This is a genomic window from Rhodococcus sp. X156 (genome assembly GCF_004006015.1).
In the GTDB taxonomy this organism is placed as follows: Bacteria; Actinomycetota; Actinomycetes; order Mycobacteriales; family Mycobacteriaceae; genus X156.
Map to the genome: position 1 here is coordinate 1957028 of NZ_CP034766.1, position 21689 is coordinate 1978716.

A 21689-nucleotide genomic window follows, 5' to 3' on the forward strand; every position below is an offset into this window, starting at 1 on the left:
GGCGCCGCGCCGGGGTCACCCGTGTCCCCGTGCGCCTGTCCCCGTGCGCCCCTGCGCCTCTGTCCCGTGCCGCCTGTGCCCCTGTGTCCCGTGCCCCTGTGTCTCGGGCCGCGGCGGCCCGCCCGGCTCAGCTGCGGGTGAGGGCGGCCAGGAACATCGCGTCGGTGCCCTGGCGGTGCGGCCACAGCTGGGCGTGCGGGCCGTCCCCGAGGCGGTCCACGCCGGGCAGCAGCTCGCGGACGTCCAGCTGGGTGGCACCGCTGCGGCGCACCGCGTCGGCCACCACCGAGGTGGTCTCGGACAGGTGCGGCGAGCAGGTGGCGTAGAGCACCACGCCGCCCGGGCGGACCAGGCGCAGCGCTGAGGCCAGCAGCTGGCGCTGCAGCGCGGCCAGCTCGGGCACGTCGCTGGACTGGCGGCGCCAGCGCGCCTCGGGACGGCGGCGCAGGGCACCCAGGCCGGTGCAGGGGGCGTCCACCAGGACGCGGTCGTAGCCGGGCGTCAGGCCGGGGTCGCGGCCGTCCACCACGTGCACGTCCACCGGCAGGTCGCGGGTGGTCTTGCGCACCAGCTCGGCGCGGTGCGGGGTGGGCTCCACCGCGTCCACCCGAGCGCCGTCGATGGCCGCGATGGACGCCAACAGCGCGGCCTTGCCGCCGGGGCCGGCGCACAGGTCCAGCCAGCGCCCGCCGTCCGGGCCGTCCAGCGGGGCCAGGGTGAGCGCACGGGCCACCAGCTGGCTGCCCTCGTCCTGCACCCCGGCCAGGCCCTCGCGAACCGCCTCGAGGTCGCCGGGGTCGCCACCGGCGTCGAGGTACACCGCGTAGGGCGAGTAGCGGCCCGGCTCGCCGCCGGTGACCGCGGCCAGCTCCTCGGCGCTCATCTCCCCCGGACGCGCCACCAGGTGCACGGTGGGACGGGTGTCGTCGGCGGCCAGCGCCTCGGGCAGCTCGGCGGCCTCGGCGCCCAGGGAGTCGGCGAAGGCCTGGGCGATCCAGCGCGGGTGGGCGTGGGTGAACGCCAGCCGGCCCACCGGGTCCTCGGCGGCGTCCGGCGCCAGCTGCGCCACCCAGCCCGCCTCGTCCTGCTTGCTCACCTTGCGCAGCACCGCGTTGACGAAGCCGGCCCGGGCAGTGCCCTTCTCGGCGCGGGCCAGGTCCACGGCGGTGGACACCGCGGCGTGCATGGGCACCCGGGTGCGCAGCAGCTGGTAGGCGCCCAGTCGGAGGATGTCCAGCAGCACGCCGTCCACCTCCTCCAACGGGCGGTCCACGCACTCGCCGAGGACCGCGTCCAGCAGCCCCTGCGCGCGGCAGGTGCCGTAGGCCAGCTCGGTGGCCAGCGCGGCGTCGCGGCCGCTGATCTTGCGGTCGCGCAGCATCTTCGGCAGCACCAGGTTGGCGTAGGCGTCGCGCTCGCGCACCGCGGTGAGCACCTCGCGCACGGCGCCGCGCACGGGATCGACGTCCACCGGTCCCGCGGCGGGCCTGGGCCGGCGGCTGCCGCCGGTGCGCTTGGCCGGGCGGCGTGACTCAGTCATCGTGCGGTGGTCCTGTCCGTGGGGGTGTGCTGGGTGGTCTCGGGCTGGGTGGTCTCGTGGTGCGGGCTGTCGAGGCGGGCGGTGTCGTCCAGGCGGGCGCCGCGGGCCCAGTCGCCGGCGTTCATCATCTTCTTGCCCGGCGGCTGCACCTGGCTGAGCCGGACCGGCTGCGTGGCGGTTCCCACGAGCACACCGTCCTTGCCCACCTGCAGCTGTCCGGGCGGCAGGGCCGGCTCGTCCACCGGGAGCACCGGACCGAGCTTCAGCCGGACCTCGCCCATGGTGGTCCACGCGCCGGGCGCCGGGGTCACCGAGCGCACCACGCGGTCCACCGCCAGCGCGGGCAGCGTCCAGTCCACCCGCGCGTCGGCCGCAGTCACCTTGGGCGCCAGGGACACCCCGTCGGTGGGCTGCTCCACCGCCGTCAGGATGCCGTCCTCGATCCCGTCCATGGTGGAACTCATCAGGGCTGCGCCGGAGTCGGCCAGCCGCGCCAGCAGCGCTCCCGCGGTGTCGTTGGGGCGGATGGTCTCGGTGACGATGCCGAACACCGGGCCGGTGTCCAGGCCCTCCTCGATGCGGAAGGTGCTGGCGCCGGTGACCGCGTCACCCGCACGGATCGCCGACTGCACGGGCGCGGCCCCGCGCCAGGCGGGCAGCAGCGAGAAGTGCAGGTTCACCCAGCCGTGCCGGGGGATGGCCAGGGCCGCCGGGCGCAGCAGGGCGCCGTAGGCGACCACCGGGCAGCAGTCCGGCTCCAGCGCCCGCAGCTGGTCCAGGAAGTCCGGGTCCGACGGCGACGTCGGGGTGAGGACCGGGACACCGTGGGCGTCGGCGAGCTGGCCGATCGGCGAGCGCACCACCTTGCGGCCGCGGCCGGCGGCGGCGTCGGGCCGGGTGATCACCGCGACCACCTCGTGGCGGGCGGAGTCGAGCAGGCGCTGCAGGGTGGGCACGGCGGGCTCGGGGGTGCCGGCGAAGACCAGCCGCACGTCAGCGCACCCCGCCGTGCAGGCCGAGCGGGTTGAGCTTGACGGTGGGCTGCTGCTCGCCGAACCACGGGGCGCTGCGGATCTCCCGCATGGCGGCCTTGCGGGCCTCGGCGTCCAGCCGGTCCAGGAAGAGCACGCCGTCGAGGTGGTCCACCTCGTGCTGGATGGCCCGGGCGAGCAGGCCGCTGCCCTCGATCTCCACCGGGTCGCCGTGCATGTTCCACCCGCGGGCCACCACCTGCAGGGCACGGCGGCAGTCGTAGCGCAGGCCGGGGATGGACAGGCAACCCTCGGGGCCGTCCTGCTCCTCCTCCCCCACCACGTCGAAGGTGGGGTTGACCAGGTGCCCGGCGAAGCCGTCACAGTCGTAGGTGAACACGCGCAGCCCCACGCCCAGCTGCGGAGCGGCGATGCCCGCGCCGCCGTGCTCGGTCATGGTGTCGGTGAGGTCCTGCACCAGGGCGCGCAGCTCGGCGTCGAAGTCCACCACCTCGTCCGCGCGGGTGCGCAGCACCGGGTCACCGAAGAGTCGGACAGGCACGACGGACACGCAGGAGCTCCTCAGCGACGGGGTTGGTAGGTCAATTCTAGGGGGCGGTGGCTGCCCGGCTCAGCCGATGCGGTGCGGGTCCACCTGCACCCGCACCGACTCGGCGTCCTTGCGGGCGCTGCGTGCGGCCTGCGCCGCCGACAGCGCCGCGGACAGCGCCTTGCCCTGCTCGCGGGGCACCCGCAGCAGCATCCGCTCCCCGCCGTCGTCGATGTCCACCGGGCCGAGCAGCTGGGTTCCCTCGGGCTGCTCCACCGCCTCCACCAGGGCGGCCACCGCCTTCGGGGGCCCCTCCACCGCGGCCAGGTGCACCGCCGGTGGGAAGCCCACCTCCGCGCGGGAGTGCAGCTCGGTGGCGGCGTGGCCCACCGGGTCCCAGCGGACCAGGGCCTGCACGGTGGGCAGCTCCGACTCCGCGCCCACCACCACCTGCCCGCCCTGGCCGATCGGGCGCACCAGGGCGGCGGCGGCCATCCAGCGGCGCAGGGTCTCCTCCGCGGCGCGCAGGTCGGCCCGGCCCAGCAGCGCCCAGCCGTCCAGCAGCAGGGCGGCGCCGTAGCCACCCGGCACCACCGGCTCCGCGCCCGGCGTGGCCACCACGACCGCGGGGCCACGGGGCACCTCGGTGAGCACCGACGACCCGCCGGAGGTGCGCACCGGCACCCCGGGGAACGCCCGACCGAGCTCCTCGGCGGTGCGCCCGGCGCCCACCACCCGCGCCCGCAGCGCCCGCGACCCGCAGGCCGCGCAGCGGAACGCGGCGTCAGCCACCCCGCACCAGCGGCACACCGGGGTGGCCGCGCCGTCCGGGCCGGCGGCGGCCGGCAGCGACAGCGGTCCTGCGCAGCGCCGGCACCGGGCGGGCTCGCGGCAGCGGGCACAGCCCAGCGAGGGCACGTAGCCGCGGCGGGGCACCTGCACCAGCACCGGGGCGTCGGCGGCCAGGGCGGCGCGGGCGGCGGCGAAGGCCACCGCGGGCAGCCGGGAGGCGCGGGCGCCGGGGTCGCGCTCGAGCTGGACGTCGGTGTCGGCCACGGCGGTGATGCGGGGGCTGCGCTCGCGGAGCACCTCGCGGGGGGCGAGCAGGTCGTGCGCCCAGCCGGTCTCCACCAGCAGCTGTCCCTCGGCGGTGCGGGAGAAGCCACCCAGCAGCACCCCGGCGTGGTCGGCGTGGGCCCGCAGCAGCGCCACCTCGCGGGCGTGCGGGTACGGCGCGCGCAGCTCGGCGTGGGTGTCGTCGCCGTCGTCCCACACCACCACCAGCCCGAGGTTGCGCAGCGGGGCGAACACCGCCGCGCGGGTGCCCACCACCACCCGTGCGGTGCCCCGCAGGGCGGCGAGCCAGCGCCGGTAGCGCGCCGACGGCCCCAGCGCGGCGGTCAGCTCCACCACGGTGTCGGCGTCCAGGGCGCCCACGCACGCGGCGTGCACCCGGTCCACGTCGCCCTGGTCGGGCACGATCACCAGCGCCGTGCGGCCGGCGCTCACCGTCCAGGCCACCGCCTCGGCGATGCGGGCGGGCCAGTCCTCGCCGGGCAGCGCCTGCCACACCGCACGCGGGGAGCGCTCCTGGCCCAGCGCCACCAGGTAGCGCTCGCCGTGGGTGTAGGCGGCCCACGCGGGCGCCTCCGGCGGCGCCGGAGGGCAGCCCTGCACGGGCGGGGCGGCGTCGGTCTCCACCCGGGCGTGGCGGGCCGGGACGGCCAGGCGCAGCACGTCGGAGCGGGTGCCGGCGTAGCGGCCGGCCACGGTGCGGGCCAGCGCGGCGATCTCGGGGGTGAGCACCTGCTCCGGGGAGACCACCTTCTCCAGCCAGCCCAGCTTGCCGGTGTGCGCCGACGACGCGGCGCGCTCCAGGACGAAGCCGTCCACCAGGCGGCCGGCGAAGCGGACGCGCACGCGCACCCCGGGCTGGGCGTCGTCGGACTGGGCTGCGTCGACGAGGTAGTCGAAGTCACGGTCGAGGTGAGCCAGCGGCACCATCAGCGCCACGCGGGCGACGGGCAGCTCGGGGGCGGCCGTGTGCTCGCTCTTCACCCGCACAGGTCTACCCACCATGTCCGACAGTGCACCCGGCGGGGCAGCTCACGTCAGGGCCGGGGCGGCCTGCTTGGTAGCGGTTGCAGACGCCGGTGGCGGCTCTGGGTGGTGCTTGCAGATCACCCAAGAGCCGCCACGGGAGCGTCGGTAGGAGCGTGTCGGTCAGAATCCCGCCAGTGCGCGCAGGGCGTCGGCGCGGTCGGTGCGCTCCCAGGGCAGGTCCACGTCGGTGCGGCCGAAGTGCCCGTAGGCCGCGGTGGGCGCGTAGATGGGACGCATCAGGTCCAGGTCACGGATGATCGCGCCCGGGCGCAGGTCGAACACCTCGGAGATGGCCTGCTGGATCTTGGCCGGGTCGCCGTTCTCGGTGCCGAAGGTCTCCACGAACAGGCCCACCGGCTTCGCCTTGCCGATGGCGTAGGCCACCTGCACCTCGATGCGCTGGGCCAGCCCGGCGGCGATGGCGTTCTTGGCCACCCAGCGCATGGCGTAGGCCGCCGAGCGGTCCACCTTGGACGGGTCCTTGCCGGAGAAGGCACCACCACCGTGGCGGGCCATGCCGCCGTAGGTGTCCACGATGATCTTGCGGCCGGTCAGGCCGGCGTCACCCATGGGGCCACCGAGCACGAAGCGACCGGTGGGGTTGACCAGCAGCCGGTAGGAGGAAGTGTCCAGGCCGGGCAGGTCCATCTCGGCCACCACGGCCTCGACCACCTTCTCCTGCACGTCCGGGGTGAGCAGGCCCTCGATGCTCACGTCCGCGGCGTGCTGGGTGGACAGCACCACGGTGTCCAGGCGGACGGGCTGGTCGCCGGCGTACTCGATGGTCACCTGGGTCTTGCCGTCCGGGCGCAGGTAGGGCAGCAGGCCCTCCTTGCGCACCTCGGTGAGCCGACGTGCCAGCCGGTGCGCCATGGCGATCGGCAGCGGCATCAGCTCGGGGGTGTCCTGGCAGGCGTAGCCGAACATCAGGCCCTGGTCGCCGGCGCCCTGGCGGTCGATCTCGTCCTCGGCGTCGCCCTCCACCCGCGCCTCGTAGGCGGTGTCCACGCCCTGGGCGATCTCCGGGCTCTGCTGGCCGATGGAGATGCTCACCCCGCAGGACTCGCCGTCGAAGCCCTTGGTGGAGGAGTCGTAGCCGATGTCCAGGATGCGGTTGCGCACGATGTCGGCGATCGGCACGTAGGAGTTGGTGGTCACCTCGCCGGCGACGTGCACCTGACCGGTGGTCACCATCGTCTCCACGGCCACCCGGCTGCGGGGGTCCTCAGCCAGCATCGCGTCCAGGATCGAGTCACTGATGGCGTCACAGATCTTGTCTGGGTGCCCCTCGGTGACTGACTCGCTGGTGAACAGACGGCGGCCGGACTGGGTCACGAGGTGTCCTCTCGGGGGTTGGTCAGCAACTCGGGGGGCGAGCCTAGCCGGGGTGGGTCAGGCCGGCTTGAGCAAGTCGGCCACGACGTCGAGGACTCGGCTGGCCAGCAACGCCTTCGACCCCGGCTCCAGCACCCGCTCGGTGCCGTCGGAGGCCAGCAGCCACCCGTCGTTGCTGTCCACCTCGAACGCCTTGCCGTCGCCGACGGCGTTGACCACGAGCAGGTCGCAGCCCTTGCGCCCGAGCTTGGCCCTGGCGTGGTGCAGCACGTCGCCGTGCGCGTCACCGGTCTCCGCGGCGAAGCCGACGATGACCTGCTCGCGCGGCACCCGGCCCTCCTCACGGGCCTGCACCAGCTCGCGCAGGATGTCGGCGTTGCGGGTCAGCGCGATGGTGTCGGGCTCGTCGGCGCCCTTCTTGATCTTGCTGGTGGCCACGGTGGTGGGGCGGAAGTCGGCGACGGCCGCAGCCATCACCACCACGTCGGCGTCGGCGGAGCTGGCGTGCATCGCCGCGCGCATCTGCTCGGCGGTCACCACGTCCACCACCTGCACCGCGGCGGGAGCGACCAGCCCGGCGGTGTTGCCGGCCACCAGGGTGACGCGGGCCCCGCGCTGCACGGCGAGCCGGGCGAGGGCGTAGCCCTGCTTGCCCGAGCTGCGGTTGCCGAGGAAGCGCACGGGGTCCAGCGGCTCACGGGTGCCCCCGGCGGAGACCACCACGTGGCGGCCGGTGAGGTCACGGGGCAGGGCGTCGCCGCGCTCCAGCAGCAGCGCGGCCACCGCGGCGATCTCGGCGGCCTCGGGCATCCGGCCGGCACCGGTGTCGGCACCGGTCAGGCGACCGGAGGCGGGCTCCAGCACCACCACGCCGCGGGCGCGCAGCAGCGCCACGTTGTGCACGGTGGCGGGGTGCTCCCACATCTCGGTGTGCATGGCCGGGGCCAGCAGGACCGGACAGCGCGCGGTGAGCAGGGTCGCGGTCAGCAGGTCGTCCGCCCGGCCGTGGGCCAGCCGCGCCATCAGGTCGGCGGTGGCGGGCGCGACCACCACCAGCTCGGCCTCCTGGCCCAGCCGCACGTGCGGCACCTCCGGGACGTCGGTGAACACCCCGGTGCGCACCGGCTGGCCGGACAGCGCCTCGAAGGTGGCCGCACCGACGAACTGCAGCGCGGCCTCGGTCGGGATCACCCGGACCCGGTTGCCGCTCTCGGTGAGCCGACGCAGCAGCTCGCAGGCCTTGTAGGCCGCAATACCCCCGCCGACGCCGAGCACCACTGCTGGGCGGTCGGCGGGCGTGCGGCTGTCGCTCACTCGCCTTCGGTGTGCTCGAGCAGGTCGGCGTGGATCTCGCGCATGGCGATGGAGAGCGGCTTCTCCTGCGCGCCGGGCTCCACCAGCGGGCCGACGTACTCCAGCATCCCGTCACCGAGCTGGGAGTAGTAGTCGTTGATCTGGCGAGCCCGCTTGGCCGCGTAGATCACCAGGGCGTACTTCGACGAGGTGCGGGCGAGCAGCTCGTCGATGGGCGGGTTGGTGATTCCCAGGGGCGTGTCGTACGCCGGTGCGGGGCTGGACTCGGTCTGGGGGTTGCTCACTCAATGGCTCCTGGGCTTGTGTCGTGGGGTGGAGCTGGTCGGACCTGTTCGGGCCGGTCCGGGTGCTGGTCGAGGTCGTTCTCGGCTCGCGCGTCATCCTGACCGGACGGGCCGACCAACAAGGATACCAACTCCGCCGCAGCGTGCTGGACGTTGTCGTTGACGACGACGTGATCGAACTCGCCCTGAGCGGCCAGCTCCTCGCGGGCGGTCTCCAGGCGGCGGGCGATCACGTCCTCGGGCTCGGTGCCGCGGCCGGTGAGCCGGCCCACCAGCACCTCCCAGCTGGGGGGCGCCAGGAAGACCAGGACGGCCTCGGGCATGGACTCCCGGATGGCGCGGGCGCCGGCGAGGTCCACCTCCACCAGCGCGGGCCTGCCGTGCTCCAGGGCCTCGCGAACCGGTGCTGCCGGGGTGCCGGAGCGGTGCAGGCCGCGGTGGATCTCCGCCCACTCGAGCAGGTCGCCGTCGGCCACCATGCGGTCGAACTCCGCCGGCGACACGAAGCGGTAGTCGCGCCCGTCAACCTCGCCAGGGCGGGGAGCCCGGGTGGTCGCCGAGACGCTGAAGAAGAGGTCAGGGACGTCGGCACGCAGCAGTCGGACGACGCTGGTCTTGCCCACGGCAGAGGGGCCGGCCAGTACCACCAGCCGGCCCCTCGCCGAGTCAGCCACGATCGCGCTCAGGCCTGGTCGAACTTCGCGAGCAGCGCCTTGCGCTGCCGGTCACCCAGTCCGCGCAGGCGGCGGGTGGGGGCGATGTCCAGCTCGGTCATGAGCTCGGCAGCCTTGACCTTGCCCACCTTGGGCAGGGCCTCCAGCAGTGCGGAGACCTTCATCTTGCCCAGGATCTCGTTCTCGTCGGCGTCCTGGAGGACCTGCTTGAGGTCGGTGCCACCTCGCTTGAGGCGCTCCTTGAGCTCAGCCCGGACGCGGCGGGCCACAGCTGCCTTCTCCAAAGCAGCCGCTCGCTGCTCATCCGTCAGCTGGGGAAGGGCCACGGGTTCCTCCGTCTTGTGTTTGTTCTCGGGAAGCTGCTGGTGTGCCAGCAGCAGCGACGACCGTACCGACGTCGCCACACTTGTTCTTACCCGCCCCCGCGACAAGGACTCCCCGGTCACGCTGTAGAGGCGGTTACGCAGCGTGTCTTTCTGCCACCACTCTCGGTAGTGGCAGCCGCGTCAGGAAGGCAGCGCGGCGGCCACCTCGTCGCGGGTCCTGGCGGCGGCGCCGCGCAGGGCTGCGACGTCCGGCCCGCGCCCCAGGACGTCCCGAGAAGTGCTGGGCAGCACCAGCTCTGCGACGCCGGCGAAGATCGCCGCCAGGTCTGCCGCGGTGGCCCCCTGGGCACCCAGGCCCGGCGCCAGCACCGGCCCGTTCAGCCCGCCCAGCGCCAGCCCGTGGTCCCGGGTGGCCCCCACGACCACCCCCACCGAGCCCGGTGCGCTCCCGGCGTTGCGTGCCGCCGCGGCGTCCACCACGTGCTGCGCCACGGTGCCACCGTCGGGTGCGGTGGCCAGCTGCACCGGCGCACCCTCCGGGTTGGACGTCCGCGCGAGCACGAACACGCCCCGCCCGGTGGCCTCGGCCAGCTGCAGGGCCGGCTCCAGCGAGCCGGTGCCCAGGTAGGGCGAGAGCGTCACCGCGTCGGCCGCCAGCGACGAGCCCTCCCCCAGGTAGGCCCGGGCGTAGGCGGCCATGGTGGAGCCGATGTCACCCCGCTTGACGTCGAGCAGCACCAGTGCCCCGGCGGCGTGGGCGGCCGCGATGGTGTCCTCCAGCACCCGCACCCCCGCGGAGCCGTGCGCCTCGAAGAAGGCCACCTGTGGCTTGAGCACGGCCACCTCGCCCGCCAGCGCCCGCACGCAGGTGTCGGCGAAGCGGGCCAGGCCCAGGGCGTTGTCGTCCAGCCCCCAGGCCTGCAGCAGGGCCGGGTGCGGGTCGATGCCCACGCAGAGCCGGCCCCGCTCGGCCACGGCCTCAGCCAGCCGGTGGCCGAACGGGAGCCGGACTGCGCTCACCGGCCGGCCCGCAGCGCCTTGTGCAGGTCCTGCAGGGGTCGCACCCCGATGTCGCCGCGGATGACGGCCTCCACGCCCTGCACGGCGGCCGCAGCGCCCTGCACGGTGGTGATGCACGGGATGCCCATCTTCACCGCGGCGCTGCGAATCTCGTAGCCGTCCACCCGGGGCCCGGAGTTGCCGTAGGGGGTGTTGACCACCATGTCCACCTCGCCGGCCAGGATCCGGGTGACGATGGTCGGCCCGTCCAGCTGCTTGCCGTTCTCCGTGTGCTTGCGCACCTCGGTGCAGAGGATGCCGTTGCGACGCAGCATCTCGGCGGTGCCCTCGGTGGCCAGCACCTCGAAGCCCAGGTCGGCCAGGCGCTTGACCGGGAACACCATGGACCGCTTGTCCCGGTTGGCCACCGAGACGAACACGGTGCCCGCGACCGGCAGCGAGCCGTAGGCGGCGGCCTGGCTCTTGGCGAACGCGCGACCGAAGTCGACGTCGATGCCCATCACCTCGCCGGTGGACTTCATCTCCGGGCTGAGCAGGTTGTCGATGCCGCTGCCGTCGGGGTTGCGGAACCGGTTGAACGGCAGCACCGCCTCCTTCACCGACACCGGGGCGTCCATCGGCACGGAGCCGCCGTCACCGGTCTGCGGCAGCATGCCCTCGTCGCGAAGCTCGGCGATGGTGGCGCCCATCATGATCCGCGCCGCGGCCTTGGCCAGCTGCACCGCAGTCGCCTTGGAGACGAAGGGCACGGTGCGGCTGGCCCGCGGGTTGGCCTCCAGCACATAGAGCGTGTCGTCCTTGAGCGCGTACTGCACGTTCATCAGCCCCCGCACCCCGATGCCGTGGGCCAGCGCCTCGGTGGAGCGCCGCACGGCATCCACGTCGGTGCGGCCCAGGGTGATCGGCGGCAGCGCACAGGCGGAGTCACCGGAGTGGATGCCGGCCTCCTCGATGTGCTCCATCACGCCGGCGAGGTACACCTCGGTGCCGTCGCACAGCGCGTCCACGTCGATCTCGATGGCGTCGTCCAGGAAGCGGTCGACCAGCACCGGGTGCTCCGGGGTGATCTCGGTGGCGCGGGAGATGTAGTCCGACAGCGCCGCCTCGTCGTAGACGATCTCCATGCCGCGCCCACCGAGCACGTAGGAGGGGCGCACCAGCACCGGGTAGCCGATCTCGTCGGCGATCTTCTTGGCCTGCACGAAGCTGGTGGCGGTGCCGTACTTGGGCGCGGGCAGCCCGGCCCGGGTCAGCACCTCGCCGAACTCACCGCGGTCCTCGGCCAGGTCGATGGCGGCGGCGCTGGTGCCCACCACCGGGACGCCGGCCTGGGTGAGCCGCTCGGCCAGGCTCAGCGGCGTCTGGCCACCGAGCTGGACGATGACGCCGGCGACCGTGCCGGAGAGCTGCTCGGCGTGGAACACCTCCATGACGTCCTCGAAGGTGAGCGGCTCGAAGTACAGCCGGTCGGCGGTGTCGTAGTCGGTGGAGACGGTCTCCGGGTTGCAGTTGACCATCACCGTCTCGTACCCGGCGGCCGACAGCGCCTGTGCGGCGTGCACGCAGGAGTAGTCGAACTCGATGCCCTGGCCGATGCGGTTGGGCCCGGAGCCCAGGATGAGCACCTTCTCCCGCTCGGTCTGCGGCTCCACCTCGCTCTCCGCGAAGGGGTCGGACTCGTAGGCGCTGTAGTGGTACGGCGTGGAGGCGCGGAACTCGGCGGCGCAGGTGTCCACCGTCTTGTACACCGGCCGGATGCCCATCCGGTGACGCAGGGTGCGCACGCCGTCCTCGCCGGCCAGCTCCGGGCGCAGGGCCGCGAGCTGGCGGTCGGAGAGCCCGGACCGCTTGGCCTTGCGCAGCAGGGTGGCGTCCAGCACCTCCGCCTCCAGCAGCTCCGCGCGCAGCTCGACCAGGCCCAGCACCTCGTCCACGAACCACGGGTCGATGCCGGAGGCCGCGGCGACCTCGGCCACCGTGCCGCCCTGGCGCAGCGCCAGCTCCACGTCGTAGATGCGCCCCTCGGTGGGGGTGCGCAGCCGGGTGAGGGTGCTCTCCAGGTCGGCCTCGGCCGGGTCCGGCCCGGTCCAGAAGCTGTGCCGCTTGGTCTCCAGCGAGCGCAGCACCTTGCCCAGCGCCTCGGAGAAGTTGCGGCCGATGCTCATGGCCTCGCCCACGGACTTCATGGTCGTGGTCAGCGTGGGGTCGGCGCCGGGGAACTTCTCGAACGCGAACCGCGGCGCCTTGACCACCACGTAGTCCAGGGTGGGCTCGAAGCTCGCCGGGGTCTCGCCGGTGATGTCGTTGACGATCTCGTCCAGGGTGTAGCCGATGGCCAGCTTGGCGGCGATCTTGGCGATGGGGAAGCCGGTGGCCTTGGACGCCAGGGCGCTGGAGCGAGAGACCCGTGGGTTCATCTCGATGACCACGAGGCGGCCGTCGGCGGGGTCGACGGCGAACTGGATGTTGCAGCCGCCGGTGTCCACGCCGACCTCGCGCAGGATGGCGATGCCCAGGTCGCGCATCTTCTGGTACTCGCGGTCGGTGAGAGTCATCGCCGGCGCCACGGTGACGGAGTCACCGGTGTGCACGCCCATCGGGTCGACGTTCTCGATGGAGCAGACGATCACCACGTTGTCGCGGCTGTCGCGCATCAGCTCCAGCTCGAATTCCTTCCACCCGAGGATGGACTCCTCGATGAGAACGTTGGCCGTGGGCGAGGCGGCGAGCCCGCCGCCGGCGATGCGCTCGAGGTCCTCGGTGGTGTAGGCCATGCCGGAGCCGAGCCCACCCATGGTGAAGCTGGGGCGCACGACCACCGGCAGACCGAGCTCGGCGACGGTCTCGTGGACCTCCGCCATGGTGTGGCACACCGCGGAGCGGGCCGACTCGCCGCCCACCTTGGCCACGATGTCCTTGAACTTCTGCCGGTCCTCACCCCGCTGGATGGCCTCGATGTCGGCGCCGATGAGCTCCACGTCGTACTTCTCCAGCACGCCGGCGAAGTGCAGGTCCATCGCGCAGTTCAGCGCGGTCTGCCCACCCAGGGTGGCCAGCACGGCGTCGATCGGCGTGCCCTTGGCCTGCTCCGCCGCGATCACCTTCTCCACGAACTCCGCGGTGATCGGCTCGACGTAGGTGGCGTCGGCGTACTCCGGGTCGGTCATGATCGTCGCGGGGTTGGAGTTGACCAGGCTGACCCGGATGCCCTCCTCGCGCAGCACGCGGCAGGCCTGGGTGCCGGAGTAGTCGAACTCGCAGGCCTGCCCGATGACGATGGGGCCGGAGCCGATGACGAGAACGTGGTCGAGATCTGTGCGCCGCGGCATCAGTGCGCGCCTTCCATGAGGTCGGTGAAGCGGTCGAAGAGGTAGGCGGCGTCGTGTGGGCCGGCCGCCGCCTCGGGGTGGTACTGCACCGAGAAGGCGGGGCCGTCGAGCAGGGCGACGCCCTCCACGGTGTCGTCGTTGGGGCAGGTGTGGCTGATCACGGCGCGGCCGTAGGGAGTGTCGAACTCCTCCCCCGCCTCCCCCGCCAGGGCGAAGCCGTGGTTCTGCGCGGTGATGGCCACCCGGCCGGTGGCGTGCTCCACGACCGGGATGTTCATCCCGCGGTGGCCGTAGCGCATCTTGTAGGTGTCCCGGCCCAGGGCGCGGCCGAGGATCTGGTTGCCGAAGCAGATGCCGAACAGCGGCACCTCGCGCTCCAGCACCTTCTGCGTCAGGGCCACCACGTCGTCGGCGGTGGCCGGGTCGCCGGGCCCGTTGGAGAGGAACACCCCGTCCGGGCTGACGGCGAGGATGTCCTCCAGCGTCGCGGTGCTGGGCAGCACGTGCACCTCCACGCCGCGCGCAGCGAGCATCCGCGGGGTGTTGGACTTGATGCCCAGGTCGAGCGCGGCGACGGTGAAGCGCTTGTCGCCCTGCGCGGAGACCACGTAGGGCTCGGCGGTGGTCACCTCCCCGGCGAGGTCAGCGCCCACCATGCTGGGCTGCTCGCGCACCTGGTCGACCAGCGCGTCGTGGTCGGCCAGCGCGTCGCCGGAGAAGATCCCGGCCCGCATGGCACCGCGCTCGCGCAGGTGGCGCACCACCGCGCGGGTGTCGATGCCGGCGATGCCCACCACGCCCTGCTTGACCAGCTCCTCGGGCAGGGTGCGGTTGGCGCGCCAGCTGGACGAGGTGCGGGAGGGGTCACGCACCGCGTAGCCGGCCACCCAGATGCGCGTGGCCTCGTCGTCCTCGTCGTTCCAGCCGGTGTTGCCGATCTGCGGCGCCGTGGCCACCACGATCTGGCGGTGGTAGCTGGGGTCGGTGAGCGTCTCCTGGTAGCCGGTCATCCCGGTGGAGAAGACCGCTTCACCAAAAGTGGCGCCCGTGGCGCCGAACGCCTCGCCCCGGAAGGTCCGGCCGTCCTCGAGCACCAGCACTGCCTCGCTCACGCGATGTCTCCATTCTTGTCCTGATCCGAACCCGAGCTGGCCTCGTGGGCCAGGGCGTGCAGCCACTCGGGGTAAGTCGTCTTGTCGTCGGCGCGAAACCCGCTGTCGACCTCTTCTGACGCCACCCGCCAGCGCAGCACCAGCAGGCCGTCCCTGGTCATCACCTTGCCGGCGAGCTTGTTGTCCGTGCGCACCTCGACCAGGGCGTTGCGGGGCACCCACAGGTCGCTGCAGCCCTGGCGGGCGAGCAGCACGCCGGCCTCGTGCAGGCTCAGCTCGGCGGTGGCGCGGTGGCCGATGTCGCCCACCGTCACCCGGTCCTGCCAGTTTCCCGCCATGGTGGTGCCGATGTAGAAGCCGGTGGTGGGGCCCAGCAGGGCCGGACCCACCTCCGCCGGCGGCGCCGGCCAGCCACGCAGCCCCTCGGCCTGGCGCTGGGCACGCCTGGTCCAGCCCCGGTACATGGCCCACACCGCCAGCACCAGCACGGCGATGGTCAGCAGGGTCAGCAGAATTCTCACGCGGCACGGACCTTTCCCTCGTGCGCGGTGACCCGTCCGCGCAGCACTGTGGTAACGATCTTCCCAGGCAGGGTCATTCCCTCGTACGGGGTGTTCCCCGCGATGCTGGCCAGCTCAGCGCCGCGCACCGTCCACTCCGCCTCGGGATCGACCAGCACCAGGGTGGCGGGCTCACCCACCTCCAGCGGCCGGCCCTGGTCGCCCAGCCCGGCGATCTCGGCGGGACGCTCGCTCATCACCCGGGCGACACCGCGCCAGTCCAGCAGGCCGGTGCGCACCATGGTGAGCACCACCACCGACAGCGCGGTCTGCAGACCCAGCATGCCCGGGCGGGCGGCGGAGAACTCGCAGTCCTTGTCCTGCGGGGCGTGCGGGGCGTGGTCGGTGGCCACGCAGTCGATGGTGCCGTCGGCCAGCGCCTGCCGCAGCGCCGCGAGGTCGGCCGGCTCGCGCAGCGGCGGATTCACCTTGTTCACCGGGTCGTAGGTCGCCAGCCGGGAGTCGTCCAGCAGCAGGTGGTGCGGGGTGACCTCGGCGCTGACCCGGATGCCGGCGTCCTTGGCCCAGCGCAGGATGCTGGCCGTGCCCTCGGTGGAGACGTGGCACACGTGCAGCCGGGCACCGGCGTCCCGGGCCAGCAGGCAGTCGCGGGCCACGATGGACTCCTCCGCGGCGCGGGGCCAGCCGGCCAGGCCCAGCCGAGCGGCGGTGGGGCCCTCGTGGGCCTGCGCGCCGCCTGGCGTGCCGAAGCCGGTCAGCCGCGGCTCCTCGGCGTGCTGGGCCACGAGCACGTCCAGCGAGCTGGAGTACTCCAGGGCGCGACGCATCACCAGCGGGTCGGACACGCAGTGGCCGTCGTCGGAGAACACCAGCACCCCGGCGGCGGCCATGGTGCCCAGCTCGGCGAGCTGCTCCCCGCGCAGGCCCGCGGTGACCGCACCCACCGGGTGCACGTCCACCAGCCCGGCGCGGCGGCCGAGGGTGCGGACGTGCTCGGTGACCACCACCGAGTCGGCGACCGGGTCGGTGTTGGCCATCGCGAACACTGCGGTGAACCCCCCGAGGGCGGCCGCCGCGGAGCCGGTGGCGATGGTCTCGGTGTCCTCCCGGCCGGGCTCGCGCAGGTGCGTGTGCAGGTCCACCAGCCCGGGCAGCACCACCAGGCCGGCGCCGTCGATCACCTCGACGTCGTCGGCCTCGGTGAGCGTCGCGGCCAGGCCGCTGCCCATCTCGGCGATGACGCCGTCGCGCAGCAGCAGGTCGGTGGGCGCACCCTCCGCGTAGGGCCGCGCTCCCGTGATGAGCACGCTCATTCGTTGACTCCCTGGTCTGATCCGGTGCGGCTGTCGCCGGCGAGCAGCTGGTAGAGCACCGCCATGCGCACGTGGACGCCGTTGCGCACCTGGTTCAGCACGGCGGCACGCGGTGAGTCGGCCACCGACGAGGCGATCTCCATGCCGCGGTTCATCGGGCCGGGGTGCAGCACCACGGCGTGCTCGGCCAGCAGCGCCGCCCGGCGCTCGGAGAGGCCGTAGCGCACCGCGTACTCCCGGGTGGAGGGCAGGTACCCGCCCTGCATGCGCTCGGCCTGCACCCGCAGCATGAGGACCGCGTCGGCCGCGGGCAGCTCGGCATCGAGGTGGTGCGACACCGTCACCGCGGCGTCGGGCCCGCCCCAGTGCGCCACCCCGGGGGGCAGCAGCGTCGGCGGAGCGACCACCACCACCTCCGCGCCCAGCGTGCTGAGCAGGCTGACGTTGCTGCGAGCCACCCGGCTGTGCAGCACGTCGCCGACGATGGCGACGCGCCGCCCGGCCAGCCCGCCGAGGCGCTGGCGCAGGGTGAGGGCGTCCAGCAGCGCCTGGGTGGGGTGCTCGTGGGTGCCGTCGCCGGCGTTGACCACGGCGGGGCCCGCGGCGTCGGGCCCGGCACCGTCGGCGGTCCAGGCCGCGATGCGGTGCGCGGCGCCGGAGGCGGAGTGGCGCACCACCAGGCAGTCGGCACCGGCCGCGCGCAGGGTGAGCGCGGTGTCGCGCAGCGACTCACCCTTGGAGGCCGAGGAGCCCTTGGCGCTGACGTTGACCACGTCCGCGCTCATCCACTTGCCGGCCACCTCGAAGGACACCCGGGTGCGGGTGGAGTCCTCGAAGAAGACCGTCATCACGGTGCGCCCGCGCAGGGTGGGCAGCTTGCGGACCTCCCGACCCAGCAGCGCCTGCTCGAAGGCCTCGGCGTCGTCGAGGAGGGCAGTGGCGGCATCGGCGGAGAGGTCGGCTGCGGAGAGCAGGTGCCTCATGCGCCGGCCACCGCGCCTCCGCCTGGCGTGCGCAGCAGCACGGCGTCCCGGCCGTCGTGCTCGGTGAGCAGCACCGCCACTCCCTCGCTGCGGGAGGTGGGCACGTTCTTGCCCACGTAGTCCGCCCGCACGGGCAGCTCCCGGTGGCCGCGGTCCACCAGGACCGCCAGCTGGACGGCCCGGGGACGACCCAGGTCACGCAGCGCGTCCAGGGCGGCGCGCACGGTGCGGCCGGAGAACAGCACGTCGTCCACCAGGACCACCAGCGCGTCGTCCACGCCGCCGGGCGGGACGGAGGTCTCCCCCAGTGCACGGGAGGGCTGACGACGCAGGTCGTCGCGGTAGAGGGTGGTGTCCAGGGTCCCCAGGTCGGGGCGGATCCCGGAGAACTCGGCCACCCGGTCGGCGAGGCGCGCGGCGAGGGTGCCGCCACGGGTGGGGATGCCGAGGAGCACGACGCGTGGTGCGTCCGGTGCATCCAGAGCAGTCTTCTCGATCAGCTGGTGGGCGATGCGGGCCACGGTGCGCGCGACGTCGGCGGAGCTGAGCAGCTCACGCTCGATGACGTCGGTACGCCCCTGCGATCCGTTCGCCCCGGGTGCCTGTGGCATCCAGGACCTCCTTGCCTGCCTCACTGGACAGGTTGTTAAAGGATGTCGAACATTTCTCCGTAGGTTACCAGTCGCCTCCAATCAGTTAGATTGATGCCAGCCGCATCGAGTGACGTCGCGCTGACGGCCCGTGCGGGGACTCATGCTAGGAGGGGGAGAGATGGCCGAGTACGCGAAAGCCCTGGGGGCGCGTCTTCGTGATGTTCGCCAGCGGGAGGGCTTGTCCCTCCAGCGGGTGGAGGAGAAGTCGCGGGGCCGCTGGAAGGCGGTCGTCGTCGGCTCCTACGAGCGCGGTGACCGTGCGGTCACCGTGAACAAGCTGGCCGAGCTGGCCCGCTTCTACGGCGTGCCGATGAGCGAGCTGCTCCCGCCGGACGACTTCGGTGCCGCTGACGGCGTCGCGGCGCCCATCGTGCTCAACCTCGAGCGCCTGCACGAGGTTCCGGAGAGCGACACCGAGGTGCTCTCCCGCTACATCGCCGACATCGCCCAGCGTCGGGGGGCGCACGAGACGTTGTTGCAGATCCGTTCGGCCGACCTCGACGCGCTCGCCGAGCTGTACACGATCCCCACCGACGAGCTGGTCGGCCGGCTCGTCTCGTGGGGCGTGCTGGCACCAGGCGTCGCCTGACCTGCTGATCGGTCCGAGGCGGGCTCCCAGCGCTGCTGGGAGCCCGGCCCTCGGAGCACACCGCAGCAGGTCAGTCCCGCGGTGAGTCGTCCCGCTCCGAGCTGAGCTCTGCGCTCGCCGGCTCGGTACCTTCTGTCGCCGCCGGCTCGGTGGCTTCTGTCGCCGCCGGCTCCGTGGCTTCTGTCGCCGCCGGCTCCGTGGCCCGGCTGGAGACCGCCGCCGCGGCAGCCCGCACCTGCGGCGCCACCAGCACCACCTGGCCGAGCACCCCGTTGATGAACGTCGGCGAGTCGTCGGTGGAGAGCTGCTTGGCCAGCTCCACCGCCTCGTCCACCGCCACCACGGGCGGGACGTCGCTGGCGTGGAACAGCTCCCACACCGCCACCCGGAGCACTGCCCGGTCCACCGCGGGCAGCCGGTTCAGCGTCCACCCCTGCAGGTGGGAGGACACCACCTCGTCGATGCGGTCGAGGTTGCGGGCCACGCCGCTGACCAGGCTCAGCGTGTAGTCGTTCACGGCCGGGACGCTCTGGTCGTCCTTGGCCATCCGGCGTCGCTCGATGGCGATGCCGACCGGGTCCACGTCACGGGCCTCGGCCTCGAACAGGAAGTCCACGGCCCGCTTGCGCGCCTTGCGGCGGGCACCGCCGGGCTTGCGCTCCCGCTGGGGCGCCGCACCCGGTGCGGGTGCGGCGTGCTCCAGCAGCTCGTGCTCAGCAGGCGGCTCGACGTGCTCGTCGTGCCGCGGGTCGTTCTCGTGCGCGTAAACCACTCAGGAGTTCACTCGTCCCAGGTAGCGGCTGTCGCGGGTGTCGACCTTGAGCTTGTCGCCGGTGTTGATGAACAGCGGCACCGCGATCTCGTAGCCGGTCTCCAGCGTGGCCGGCTTGGTGCCACCAGTGGAGCGGTCACCCTGCAGGCCCGGGTCGGTGTGCTGCACCACGAGCTCGACCGCGACGGGCAGCTCCACGTACAGCGGGACGCCCTCGTTGAAGGCGATCTGCACGGTCATGTTCTCCAGCATGAAGTTGGCGTTGTCGCCGACGATGGCTGCGGGCAGGTAGTGCTGCTCGTAGTCCTGGGAGTCCATGAACACGTAGTCCTCACCGTCGCGGTAGAGGTACGTCATGTCGCGCCGGTCGACCGTGGCGGTCTCGACCTTCACGCCGGCGTTGAACGTCTTGTCGTTGACCTTGCCGGTCAGCACGTTCTTCAGGGTGGAACGGACGAAGGCCGGCCCCTTGCCCGGCTTCACGTGCTGGAAGTCGGTGATGGTCCACAGCTGGCCATCGATCTTCAGGACCAGCCCGTTCTTGAAGTCGCTCGTGGATGCCACGTGCCCTTGCCTCTCTGTCTTCTCGCTGCTCGCACTGCGCCGCCTGGTGGCTGCGCTGTCGGTCTCGCCCCCGCTGGGCCGACACCGACCACGGGGCGGCTCAGACCACGAGGAGCTCCTTGGTCGTCATCGTCAGCAGCTCCGGCATGGCGCCGGTGACCACGAGAGTGTCCTCGATGCGGACGCCGCCGCGTCCTTGCAGGTACACGCCGGGTTCGACCGTGACTGCCGCGCCAGCGGGAAGCATACCGGTGCTGCGGGGACCGATTCCCGGCGCTTCGTGGATCTCCAGCCCGACGCCGTGCCCGAGCCCGTGGGAGAAGTACTCGCCGTAGCCGGCGTCGACGATGATGCTGCGGGCCGCGGCGTCCACGGCGGCGGCCTCAGCGCCGACGCGCACGGCCTCGCACCCCGCGGCCTGGGCGGTGTGCACCAGGTCGTAGATCTCCCGCTGCCAGGCAGCCGGCTCGCCCAGCACCATGGTGCGGGTCATGTCCGAGTGGTAGCCGCCCACCAGGGCACCGAAGTCGATCTTGACGAAGTCTCCGGGCGCCAGCACGTTGGCGGTGGGTCGGTGGTGGGGCACGGCGGAGCTGGCGCCAGCAGCGACGATCGTCTCGAAGGAGGGACCGTCCGCGCCCGCGTCGCGCATCCGCTGCTCGAGGTCCCTGGCCACCTCCACCTCGGTGCGGCCCACCCGCACTCCCCCGTCCGCCAACAGCTCGGCCAGCGCGCGGTCACCAGCTCGGCAGGCCGCGCGCAGCAGCTCGAGCTCGCCCTCGTCCTTGACCAGCCGCAGCTGCTCCACCAGCCCCGGCGCGCGGACCAGCTGCACACCCTCGGCGGCGGCCGCCACCTCGGCGTGCAGGTCCACCGTCAGCACGTGGCTCTCGAAGCCGAGCGTGCCCACTCCGGTCGTCGCCGCCAGCCGGCCGAGGTGCTGGGCGCACGGCGGGTCGATGTCGCGACGGAGGTCGGGCACCTGCTGGGCGGACTGGCTGCGGTAGCGGCCGTCGGTGCAGAAGACGGTGCGCTCCTCGTCGGTCGCGCTCACCAGCAGCGCACCCGCCGAGCCGGTGAAGCCGGTGAGGTACCGGACATTCAGCAGGTCAGTGACCAGCAGGGCGTCACAACCGTCGGCGCGGAGCAGCGTGCGCAGCGCCGCGCGCCGCTGGCTGTGGTTGCTCGTCATGCTCACCACGGTAGCGACCCGCCTCGGGCGGGCCCGCACGTACCGCGCGAGCCGGTGAGGGGCCCGTTACCCTGCACCTGTGAGGCAGTGGCTGACGCGAGCAGCGGTGATGGTGGTGCTGCACGTGACTGTCGCTGCCGCGCTCGGTCTGGCCGCGGTGGAGTGGCCGACGTCCGGAGCCCTGCAGCGAGCGGCGGCCTTCGTGGTGCTGGTGGTCCCGCCGCTGGTGTGGGCGGGGCTCGACTCGCTGCGCGACGACGCCCTGGACGACGACCCCGACGAGCGCTCGACGCTGAACCTGGGCTGGCTCAAGGCAGCCCTGGCGGCCGGACCGGTCGCGGGCCTGCTCAGCTGGGCCGTGCAGGCGGTCTTCATCGACAAGATGGGCGCCTCGGAGCTGCTGGGCTCCATCATCGGTGGCGGTGCGTTCACCGCGCTGCTCATCTACCTGCCCGCCACCGTCGGCCTGGTGCTCGGGCGCCTCGCCCGCGGCAGGTCGCTGGGCAGGACCGCCACCGCCGACCAGTAGCGGCCGCACCGGCGA

General features: G+C 73.1%; 21 protein-coding genes. 2 read left to right on the top strand and 19 right to left on the bottom strand.

Annotated features, from left to right (window positions below; all coding sequences use genetic code 11):
• Positions 1-127 precede the first annotated feature (127 nt).
• The 16 genes from ELX43_RS09245 to pyrR all read right to left on the bottom strand — a co-directional run bounded on the left by ELX43_RS09245 (position 128) and on the right by pyrR (position 17986).
• The gene (locus ELX43_RS09245) at positions 128-1540 is read right to left on the bottom strand and encodes a transcription antitermination factor NusB (protein WP_127783129.1); all 1413 of its coding nucleotides are present in this window, start codon (positions 1538-1540) and stop codon (positions 128-130) included.
• A complete protein-coding gene (gene fmt / locus ELX43_RS09250; protein ID WP_127783130.1) occupies positions 1537-2532 on the bottom strand; it encodes a methionyl-tRNA formyltransferase in 996 nt (331 codons plus the stop codon). The genes ELX43_RS09245 and fmt overlap by 4 nt, the downstream gene beginning before the upstream one ends.
• Position 2533: 1 nt before the next feature.
• Positions 2534-3082, bottom strand: a complete 549-nt coding sequence (gene def / locus ELX43_RS09255; protein ID WP_127783131.1) for a peptide deformylase — start codon at positions 3080-3082, stop codon at positions 2534-2536.
• Between the two features lie 60 nt (positions 3083-3142).
• Positions 3143-5140 carry a primosomal protein N' gene (locus ELX43_RS09260; protein WP_127783132.1) on the bottom strand — a complete coding sequence of 666 codons (1998 nt, stop codon included), beginning with the start codon at positions 5138-5140 and terminating at the stop codon, positions 3143-3145.
• A 144-nt stretch (positions 5141-5284) separates the two neighbouring features.
• Entirely contained in the window at positions 5285-6499 is a 1215-nt protein-coding gene (metK, locus tag ELX43_RS09265) for a methionine adenosyltransferase (RefSeq protein ID WP_127783133.1), read from the bottom strand.
• A gap of 57 nt (positions 6500-6556) precedes the next feature.
• Positions 6557-7813: a bifunctional phosphopantothenoylcysteine decarboxylase/phosphopantothenate--cysteine ligase CoaBC gene (coaBC, locus tag ELX43_RS09270; protein ID WP_127783134.1), complete on the bottom strand. Its 1257-nt coding sequence runs from the start codon at positions 7811-7813 to the stop codon at positions 6557-6559.
• Positions 7810-8097: a DNA-directed RNA polymerase subunit omega gene (rpoZ, locus tag ELX43_RS09275; RefSeq protein WP_127783135.1), complete on the bottom strand. Its 288-nt coding sequence runs from the start codon at positions 8095-8097 to the stop codon at positions 7810-7812. Before rpoZ ends, coaBC begins: the two co-directional genes overlap by 4 nt.
• Positions 8094-8744 carry a guanylate kinase gene (gene gmk, locus ELX43_RS09280; protein ID WP_241249894.1) on the bottom strand — a complete coding sequence of 217 codons (651 nt, stop codon included), beginning with the start codon at positions 8742-8744 and terminating at the stop codon, positions 8094-8096. The genes rpoZ and gmk overlap by 4 nt, the downstream gene beginning before the upstream one ends.
• 35 nt (positions 8745-8779) lie before the next feature.
• Positions 8780-9097 carry an integration host factor, actinobacterial type gene (gene mihF / locus ELX43_RS09285; RefSeq protein WP_127783137.1) on the bottom strand — a complete coding sequence of 106 codons (318 nt, stop codon included), beginning with the start codon at positions 9095-9097 and terminating at the stop codon, positions 8780-8782.
• Positions 9098-9277: 180 nt separating this feature from the next.
• The gene (pyrF, locus tag ELX43_RS09290; RefSeq protein WP_127783138.1) at positions 9278-10117 is read right to left on the bottom strand and encodes an orotidine-5'-phosphate decarboxylase; all 840 of its coding nucleotides are present in this window, start codon (positions 10115-10117) and stop codon (positions 9278-9280) included.
• Entirely contained in the window at positions 10114-13446 is a 3333-nt protein-coding gene (gene carB, locus ELX43_RS09295) for a carbamoyl-phosphate synthase large subunit (protein ID WP_127783139.1), read from the bottom strand. The genes pyrF and carB overlap by 4 nt, the downstream gene beginning before the upstream one ends.
• On the bottom strand, positions 13446-14558 hold the full coding sequence (carA, locus tag ELX43_RS09300; RefSeq protein ID WP_127783140.1) for a glutamine-hydrolyzing carbamoyl-phosphate synthase small subunit: 1113 nt from the start codon (positions 14556-14558) through the stop codon (positions 13446-13448). Before carA ends, carB begins: the two co-directional genes overlap by 1 nt.
• Positions 14555-15079, bottom strand: a complete 525-nt coding sequence (locus ELX43_RS09305) for a transporter (RefSeq protein WP_346773844.1) — start codon at positions 15077-15079, stop codon at positions 14555-14557. Before ELX43_RS09305 ends, carA begins: the two co-directional genes overlap by 4 nt.
• Positions 15076-16392, bottom strand: coding sequence for a dihydroorotase (locus ELX43_RS09310; protein ID WP_127783141.1), 1317 nt, complete (start codon positions 16390-16392; stop codon positions 15076-15078). Before ELX43_RS09310 ends, ELX43_RS09305 begins: the two co-directional genes overlap by 4 nt.
• Positions 16389-17375, bottom strand: a complete 987-nt coding sequence (locus tag ELX43_RS09315) for an aspartate carbamoyltransferase catalytic subunit (protein WP_127783142.1) — start codon at positions 17373-17375, stop codon at positions 16389-16391. Before ELX43_RS09315 ends, ELX43_RS09310 begins: the two co-directional genes overlap by 4 nt.
• Positions 17372-17986 (bottom strand): bifunctional pyr operon transcriptional regulator/uracil phosphoribosyltransferase PyrR, encoded by a 615-nt coding sequence (gene pyrR / locus ELX43_RS09320; protein ID WP_127783143.1) that lies wholly within the window; start codon positions 17984-17986, stop codon positions 17372-17374. Before pyrR ends, ELX43_RS09315 begins: the two co-directional genes overlap by 4 nt.
• A gap of 160 nt (positions 17987-18146) precedes the next feature.
• Here pyrR and ELX43_RS09325 point away from each other — a divergent pair, with 160 nt between their 5' ends.
• Positions 18147-18617, top strand: coding sequence for a helix-turn-helix transcriptional regulator (locus ELX43_RS09325; protein ID WP_127783144.1), 471 nt, complete (start codon positions 18147-18149; stop codon positions 18615-18617).
• Positions 18618-18687: 70 nt separating this feature from the next.
• On the opposite strand, the gene nusB is transcribed toward ELX43_RS09325, so the two are convergent.
• The 3 genes from nusB to ELX43_RS09340 all read right to left on the bottom strand — a co-directional run bounded on the left by nusB (position 18688) and on the right by ELX43_RS09340 (position 21145).
• Complete coding sequence (nusB, locus tag ELX43_RS09330; RefSeq protein WP_127784789.1) at positions 18688-19320, bottom strand: transcription antitermination factor NusB; 633 nt, start codon at positions 19318-19320, stop codon at positions 18688-18690.
• A gap of 69 nt (positions 19321-19389) precedes the next feature.
• Positions 19390-19953 carry an elongation factor P gene (gene efp / locus ELX43_RS09335; protein ID WP_127783145.1) on the bottom strand — a complete coding sequence of 188 codons (564 nt, stop codon included), beginning with the start codon at positions 19951-19953 and terminating at the stop codon, positions 19390-19392.
• Between the two features lie 100 nt (positions 19954-20053).
• Entirely contained in the window at positions 20054-21145 is a 1092-nt protein-coding gene (locus ELX43_RS09340; protein ID WP_127783146.1) for a Xaa-Pro peptidase family protein, read from the bottom strand.
• 79 nt (positions 21146-21224) lie between these two features.
• On the opposite strand from ELX43_RS09340, the gene ELX43_RS09345 reads away from it, so the two are divergent.
• Entirely contained in the window at positions 21225-21674 is a 450-nt protein-coding gene (locus ELX43_RS09345; RefSeq protein WP_127783147.1) for a B-4DMT family transporter, read from the top strand.
• Positions 21675-21689: the final 15 nt, after the last annotated feature.